This window comes from Wolbachia endosymbiont of Drosophila baimaii (assembly GCF_028982185.1).
In the GTDB taxonomy this organism is placed as follows: Bacteria; Pseudomonadota; Alphaproteobacteria; order Rickettsiales; family Anaplasmataceae; genus Wolbachia; species Wolbachia pipientis.
Genome location: NZ_JAPQLE010000037.1, coordinates 1 through 7,368, shown reverse-complemented (window position 1 = coordinate 7,368; position 7,368 = coordinate 1). Strand labels below are relative to the sequence as shown.

The window sequence follows — 7,368 nt, the reverse complement described above, 5'->3', positions numbered from 1 at the left end:
AAAACATTCCTCTATTCGAATCCTTTCGTCGTGCTGTTGATTCTGCCTTCCTATGACCTGTTCGGACTATTATGAGAAATGCTATAATTCGTCATCCCGCTGCTTGTTAGCGGGATCTCTTGTTAGCGGCTAAGAGACACCGCGAATGAATCGCGGTATGACGGTGTAGACGATGGTTAAGTATCCCGCTGTTTGTTAGCGCCGCGGCGGTATGACGGTGCGTGGTGGTATGACGTAGAGTGCTTAGAAGCTGCTATTTTGCTATAAATGGCTGTAATGGCATCATCTATTTTATTGCTATCACAGCCTGTTTGTGCAAATTCAGCATTCCCACCACAGTTCTTTTCAACTGCTATGGATATTAGTTCTTTTGCGCTAATCTTATTGATTAAGTCTTTACTTACTTTAATAATCAAGACTGTTTTATCTTTTTCTGTTGCCGTGAAAGCTATTATCGTTTTTGGTTTTTGTTGCTGCAAAACAAACTCTCTTATTACATTTGCTGGAATATCAGTGAAAGTGTGGCTTATAAAATTTATTCCATTTATTTCGGTGCTTTTTATATTCTCTGCACTCACAAGCTTTTTATATAGGTTTTTTATTTTGGTTTCGGATTTTTTGTGTTCTTGACTTAAAATACTTAATCTGCTTGTTATTTCACTCACTGGCGCTTTTACGAATTCTGCAACTTTTTTTAAGTTAATTTCATTATCACGTACATAATTGATTGCTTCCTGACCAGTTAAAGCTTCAATTCTCCTCACTCCAAAAGCAACAGAACTCTCTGTTACTATCTTAAATAAACTGATTTCTCCAGTATGTTCAACGTGCGTGCCACCACACAGTTCCCTTGAATCTCCAATCTTCACTACTCTTACTTGATCGCTATATTTTTCGCCGAATAACGCCATAGCTCCTTCGTCTATTGCCTGATTCATGCTTTGAATTTTTGTAGATGCGGAAAGATTTTCTCTGATTAGAGAGTTTACCATATCCTCTACCCAAAACAACTGATCTTGAGTCATTTGAGTGTTATGGCTGAAGTCGAATCTCAGTCTATCTGGTGCAACTAGGGAACCTTTTTGAGTGACATGATCACCTAGAATTTTTCTGAGTGTAAAGTGCAGAAGATGTGTAGCTGAATGATTTCTTCTTAAGGTTTGCCTTCTTTCCTTGTCAATGCTTGCTGCAACTGTGTTACCTTTACAAATTGAACCGAACTTAACTATGCATCTGTGCAAATATAGGTCATTAACCTTATTGGTATTCTCGACTATAATAATACTTCTATCAGATTTGATCAGATTGCCAGTATCTCCCACTTGTCCACCTGACTCGCCATAAAAAGGTGTTTTATCAAGTATAATGGTTATCTTTTCTCCCTCCTTTGCAGAATCAATTACTTCATTTTTAGAGGAAACTATAGCTAGTATTTTCGCATCACTTACTTCATTGAACTCATAACCAACAAATTTTGTTTTGCCAAATTTATTGATCAAATCAAACCATACTTGCTCAACAGATTTTTCACCAGATCCAGCCCATTTAGCACGTGCTCTCTCTTTTTGTTCTCCCATTGCATCATCAAAACCCTTCTGGTCAAAATTTATTTTTTTCTCTTTTAAAATATCAAGTGTAATATCCAAAGGAAATCCGTAGGTGTCATATAGCTTAAACGCTGATTCTCCAGGCAAAGTATCGCCCGATTTTAAATCTGTAGTGAATTTCTCCAGGAGATTGATACCTTTCATCAAAGTGTCTTTAAAGTTTTCTTCCTCTGATTTTAACGTCGTTTCTATTAAGTTTTTGGCTCTGACTAGTTCAGGATAAACATCTCCCATATAAGCAGAACTCGTGCTATCTATCAGCACCGGAAAAACGCGATGGAGTAGGGAATCATTATATCCAAGCAGGTGAATATAACGTGTGGCTCTCCTAATTAATCTGCGTAATACGTAATTCCTGCCCTCATTTCCAGGAAGCACTCCTTCTGCGATGAGAAATGCAGCCGCGCGAAGATGATCTGCTATGATCTTATGCGCTATTTTATTTTCCATATTTCCACAGTACTCTTGTGATTTACTTATCAGAGCAGAAAATAGATCAATATCATAGTTATCATGGACGTTTTGCATAACAGCCGCTATTCTTTCAAGGCCCATTCCAGTATCGATGCATTTTTTTGGCAATTTGTGTAAATTACCTTCTTCATCTTTGTTAAATTCCATGAACACCAGATTCCAGATTTCAACAATTCTATCGCCCTCTTGTAAATTAGGACTCCCATGGTCATAAAAAATTTCAGAACATGGACCGCACGGACCAGTGCTTCCCATACTCCAAAAGTTATCATCCGTTGTCATTCTTATGATTTTATCACTTGAAAAGCCACTTATCTTACGCCAAATCTCGTACGCCTCATCATCAGTATGGTAGACGGTTATGGATAGTCTGTTTTTATCAAGAGATAACTCTTTAGTGATAAATTCCCACGCAAATTCTATCGCAGTTTCCTTAAAGTAATCACCGAAGCTAAAATTTCCGAGCATTTCAAAAAATGTGTGATGCCGAGTTGTATAGCCAACATTTTCAAGATCGTTGTGTTTACCGCCTGCTCTTAGGCACTTTTGACTTGAGACAGCACGTTTCATTTCAGTTTTTTGAGCACCAGTAAAAATATTTTTAAACTGCACCATACCAGCATTTGTGAACATGAGCGTTGGGTCATGTTCTGGAATCAAAGGAGAAGAAGAAACCTGCTCGTGGTCATTATTTACAAAAAATTTTATAAATCTTTCTCTGATTTCGTTTAGCTTCATCGTTTTTATTGAGGTTATCTATAAATAATAAGTTGTAATGGAAATAAAATCAATACCACTCTCCAGATCTCAGAACTTCTAGTGACATGCACCTTGTGGTAAGAAAAAATCAATATATTCACGATAAATTTACCTCATATCTGTGTTTTATATGTGGAAATTGGAATGGAAATTTATGTAGGCAAAGAAAAAAGAATAGCAAATGTGGTGACTCAACACTGGAATGACATAAAAGGATCAGACAGAGATTGGCCAGAAAGGCATGAAATAGACACTGCAGAAATAATGGAATCATGGCAGCATTGTTTTGTCATTGAAGTCAAGGATCAAGGTTATATTTGTGAAAATGCAGGAGAAAAGGCTGTTGAATTCTATGGTTTTGAGAAAAAGACGTGCATTGATAATAAGTATGCAATTGATGCACCATTTTTGCGACTATATAAAATAGATGCAGTTATTGATAAACTTGATACTGTAATAGAGAGTAAATGCCCGATCAATGAAGAGGAAGAAAGTGAAAGTGTTAAAATGAGGCAAGTATTGTTGCCACTTGGGAATAAAGAAGGTATAACACACATATTGGGCGTAATTACTTTTAAACTCCTTTAATATACAATTTTAATTTGATTCTTTAATAAAATTATTTATACTGACGCTTAATTACTATTAAAGAACTCAATAGTAGTGCTTGTAAATTTATTTGGAATATGAAGAAAATAAAATTAAAAACCAAATCTTCTGTGAAAAAGCGCTTTCACCTTACAGCTAAGGGTAAAGTTATTTCTACTCAGTCAGGCAAAAGGCATGGCATGGTAAAGAGAAGTAAATCTAATATTCGTAATCAGCGCGGTACAACGATTCTTGGTAAATCTGACTCGCGTATAGTTAAGCTTCATATGCCTTACGGTATTTAACAGAATGGAGGTAAAATGAAATGGCTCGGGTAAAACGTGGAGTCACTACTCACGCTCGTCATAAAAAAATATTGAAACTGGCAAAGGGTTATAGAGGACGTGCAAAAAGCTGTTATAGAATTGCATTACAAAGAGTTGAAAAAGCACTGCAATATGCTTACAGAGACAGAAGAACCCGTAAACGTGATTTCCGTAGCTTATGGATAATACGTATTAATGCAGCAGCAAGAGAGCATGGGCTTACTTATGGTAGGTTTATGCGTGGTCTTACACTTGCCGGCATTGATTTAAATAGAAAAATTCTTGCTGAGATGGCAGTTAATTATAAGGATGATTTTGCCAAATTAGTAGAAACTGTAAGTGGTAAATTAGCGGAGAATTCTTAAAGCAAAAACACCATGAGAATTATTTTCATGGGATCACCAGGATTTGCTGTTAATTCTCTGAGCTTGTTACTGAAATCAAAGAGCGAAGTGGTGGCAGTATACACCAAGGCTCCAAAACCTTCGGGGCGTGGACAGAAGCCAATGAAATCTCCAGTGCATGTTATCGCTGAAGAAAGTAACATAGAGGTATGTACTCCTATCTCTCTAAAGTTCTCGGCAGAGCAAGAAAAATTTAGAAATTTCAAGCCAGACGTTGCGGTTGTTGCCGCGTATGGATTGATACTTCCAAGAGAAATTTTGAATATTCCAAAATATGGTTGTATTAATATTCATCCTTCATTACTACCAAGGTGGCGTGGTGCAGCCCCGATACAGCACACAATTTTAGCAGGAGATCAAGAAACCGGGGTTAGCATTATGCAATTGGATGAAGGATTAGATTCCGGCCCTATTTTAAAACAGGAAAAATTTCTTATCGAAAAGAACGATAATTACAAGACATTGCATGATAAATTATCTAAGCTAGGCAGTGATTTACTGCTGAAAGTGCTAAACGAAATTGAAAAACAGCTTCCCTTAAAACAGAACGATAACGATGCATGTTACGCTGACAAAGTGGAAGACTATAAAATTTATGCAAGTGATGCCTGTGAAGTTGCTTATAGAAAAGTTAAAGCGTTTTACCCAAAAGCATTCATCAAGATAGAGAATAAACGTATCAGGATACTTGATGCTGATTTTGAAGCTCTCGCTTCAGAACAAGGTAAGATTGTTAACGATAATATGCACATAAGTTTAAAAGGTGGCACTTTAATTCCTAAAGTTGTACAAATGGAAGGGAGAAATCCTTGCAGTATTGAAGATTTTATTCGTGGCTTGAAATCAAGCATGGTAAAAAAATTTATAGAATAGACTGCTTTGAAGGAAAGGTTAGGAGGGCTAAAGCAACTTCTACAATTTGGTATTCCGCTGCTTGTTAGCGGAATCTACAACAAGATACCGCGTTTTGGTGTACGAACATTGCAATTTGCAGGTAATTTGAGTAGTAGATGGTGTCATTCCAGTCTGGAATCCAGTTTCTATTGTACAGCCACCTGGTGTGCTCATTTAAAGTGAAGTTTTCTGGATCCCAGTGTCTGGGCACTGGGATGACATCTTTCTTGGTCTCTTGTATCACAATGTTCGTACAGTTGTGGATACCGTGGCGGTATGACGTAGTAGCTATATATAGACAAATTCCTTTTTCTTAGATATAATTTTAAAAAACTTTCCATATAAAAATGAAAATAAAAAGAGCTTTAATATCAGTATACGATAAAACGAATATAATTGATCTTGCATCGTTTTTAATGCAGCAACAAATAGAAATTCTTTCAACGGGAAATACTTACAAAACGCTATCTAGTGCAGGAATAAAAACACAAGAGGTCTCAGATTACACACAATTTCCAGAGATACTGGGTGGTAGAGTAAAAACTTTACACCCTAAAATTCATGGAGGAATACTTTGCAATAGAGAAAAACACAAAACGGAAATACAAAATCTAGGTATTGAGCCAATAGACCTGCTTATAACTAACCTATACCCATTTTGGGATACAGTAAGTAGCGGCTCAAATGAAGAGCAAATTATAGAACAAATTGATATCGGCGGAGTGGCGTTAATTAGAGCTGCAGCAAAAAACTTTCGTTTTACTTCAGTTATTTCTAACATTCAAGACTACGAAGTACTAAAAGCTGAGATGATAAAAAATAACAATGAAACAACATCGGAATATAGAAAACATTTAGCAATCAAAGCATTTGCTCTTACTGCACACTACGATTCTAATATTCACAGTTGGTTTTTATCCCAGAGTAAAAATAATGAATTGCCAGAGTTTTTTGCACTATATGGACATAAAGTACAAGAACTCAGGTATGGTGAAAACCCTCATCAAGAAGCTGCATTTTATAGCAATAAATTCACCAAATATCCGCTGGAAAAAATACATGGAAAAGAGTTGAGTTATAATAATATAGTAGATATAGAGTCCGCACTTAACATAATTTCTGAGTTTCAAGAGCCTGCAGCAGTGATAATCAAGCACAATAACCCATGTGGCGCTGCTGTTGGTAATAGTGCTTTGGAGGCATATGAAAAAGCTCTATCGTGTGATGAAGTAAGCAGTTTTGGTGGTATAGTAGCTTTAAATCGGGAGATAGATTTAAAGCTAGCAGAAAAATTAAACGAGATATTTTTAGAAGTTGTGATAGCACCATTAGTAAACAATGAGGCGCTAAAAATTTTACAAAGAAAGAAAAATTTAAGAGTGATTATTCATAAATCTTTCCAACAAAATGTGAAATACCAAATTAAAAATGTTGTTGGTGGGTTTTTGGTGCAAGAAAATAATGACCACACAATAAAAGCAGAAGAAATGAGCCAAGTAACAAAATGCACTACAACAGAAAAAGAAAAGGAAGATCTTATTTTTGCCTGGAAAATATGTAAACATGTGAAATCCAATGCAATAGTTATAGCAAAAGATGGTTGTGCTATTGGCATCGGCGCAGGGCAAACAAGCAGAATAGATAGTGTGAACATTGCAGTGAAAAAAGCAGGTGAAAAATGTAAAGGTGCAGTGCTTGCTTCAGATGCATTTTTTCCATTCCCAGATAGCATAGTAGAAAGTGCAAAACATGGGATTACAGCTATAATTCAGCCCGGCGGCTCGCTGAAAGATCAAGATGTAATAGCAACCGCAAATGAAAATAAAATTGCCATGTTTTTCACTGGCGTTCGCAGTTTTTTCCATTAGGCTTTGTGTCTTATCGTCATACCGCCGCGGTATCTCTAGATCCCGCTAACACGTAGCGGAATGACGAGGTATAAACCATCGTCATGCTGCCGCGAACCGTCATACCGCCACAAACCGTCATACCGCGATTCATTCGCGGTATCTCTCAACATAGATCCCGCTAGCGGGATGACAAATATACCGCCGCGGCGCTAACAAGAGATCCCGCTAACAAGCAGCGGGATGACGGTTGTCGTTTAGCTACAAACATTAAGAAATTTACCAAGCGAAAAAAAAGGCAAAAGAAGCCCTGGGGTTATTATCTGCTTTAAAATATTGGCGTTTTTTATGTTTTAAACGCTTGACAAGCAAGATTTATCTGCTTTTAATTGCAACTAACCTATGCTGCAAATGTTTAAGAAATTTACTAAGCAGAAAAAAAGACAAAGAATCCCCGAGTTAGCTAGTC

6 protein-coding genes and 1 pseudogene are annotated in these 7,368 nt (G+C 36.8%); 5 read left to right on the top strand and 2 right to left on the bottom strand.

Going from position 1 to position 7,368, the window contains the following annotated elements; genetic code table 11:
- Positions 1–176: 176 nt before the first annotated feature.
- Positions 177–2,819, bottom strand: coding sequence for an alanine--tRNA ligase (gene alaS, locus OZD66_RS01235; protein ID WP_182367171.1), 2,643 nt, complete (start codon positions 2,817–2,819; stop codon positions 177–179).
- Positions 2,820–2,984: 165 nt separating this feature from the next.
- Here alaS and OZD66_RS01230 point away from each other — a divergent pair, with 165 nt between their 5' ends.
- The 4 genes from OZD66_RS01230 to fmt all read left to right on the top strand — a co-directional run bounded on the left by OZD66_RS01230 (position 2,985) and on the right by fmt (position 5,031).
- Positions 2,985–3,428 carry a PAS domain-containing protein gene (locus tag OZD66_RS01230; protein WP_182367205.1) on the top strand — a complete coding sequence of 148 codons (444 nt, stop codon included), beginning with the start codon at positions 2,985–2,987 and terminating at the stop codon, positions 3,426–3,428.
- Positions 3,429–3,526: 98 nt separating this feature from the next.
- On the top strand, positions 3,527–3,733 hold the full coding sequence (rpmI, locus tag OZD66_RS01225; RefSeq protein WP_007548610.1) for a 50S ribosomal protein L35: 207 nt from the start codon (positions 3,527–3,529) through the stop codon (positions 3,731–3,733).
- A 20-nt stretch (positions 3,734–3,753) separates the two neighbouring features.
- Positions 3,754–4,119 (top strand): 50S ribosomal protein L20, encoded by a 366-nt coding sequence (rplT, locus tag OZD66_RS01220; RefSeq protein WP_182367173.1) that lies wholly within the window; start codon positions 3,754–3,756, stop codon positions 4,117–4,119.
- A 12-nt stretch (positions 4,120–4,131) separates the two neighbouring features.
- Complete coding sequence (gene fmt, locus OZD66_RS01215; RefSeq protein ID WP_012673287.1) at positions 4,132–5,031, top strand: methionyl-tRNA formyltransferase; 900 nt, start codon at positions 4,132–4,134, stop codon at positions 5,029–5,031.
- 87 nt (positions 5,032–5,118) lie between these two features.
- On the opposite strand, the pseudogene OZD66_RS06065 reads toward fmt, so the two are convergent.
- Positions 5,119–5,266: pseudogene (locus OZD66_RS06065) on the bottom strand (WPE palindromic element domain-containing protein); the annotation flags it as partial.
- Between the two features lie 133 nt (positions 5,267–5,399).
- Here OZD66_RS06065 and purH point away from each other — a divergent pair.
- On the top strand, positions 5,400–6,920 hold the full coding sequence (gene purH, locus OZD66_RS01205) for a bifunctional phosphoribosylaminoimidazolecarboxamide formyltransferase/IMP cyclohydrolase (protein WP_182367175.1): 1,521 nt from the start codon (positions 5,400–5,402) through the stop codon (positions 6,918–6,920).
- The last annotated feature ends 448 nt before the right edge of the window (positions 6,921–7,368 follow it).

Bases quoted from the DNA above. Each gene is read 5' to 3' on its own strand.
- rpmI (WP_007548610.1), top strand. From the start codon at position 3,527: ATGAAGAAAATAAAATTAAAAACCAAATCTTCTGTGAAAAAGCGCTTT.
- rplT (WP_182367173.1), top strand. From the start codon at position 3,754: ATGGCTCGGGTAAAACGTGGAGTCACTACTCACGCTCGTCATAAAAAA.
- alaS (WP_182367171.1), bottom strand. From the start codon at position 2,819: ATGAAGCTAAACGAAATCAGAGAAAGATTTATAAAATTTTTTGTAAAT.
- fmt (WP_012673287.1), top strand. From the start codon at position 4,132: ATGAGAATTATTTTCATGGGATCACCAGGATTTGCTGTTAATTCTCTG.
- OZD66_RS01230 (WP_182367205.1), top strand. From the start codon at position 2,985: ATGGAAATTTATGTAGGCAAAGAAAAAAGAATAGCAAATGTGGTGACT.
- purH (WP_182367175.1), top strand. From the start codon at position 5,400: ATGAAAATAAAAAGAGCTTTAATATCAGTATACGATAAAACGAATATA.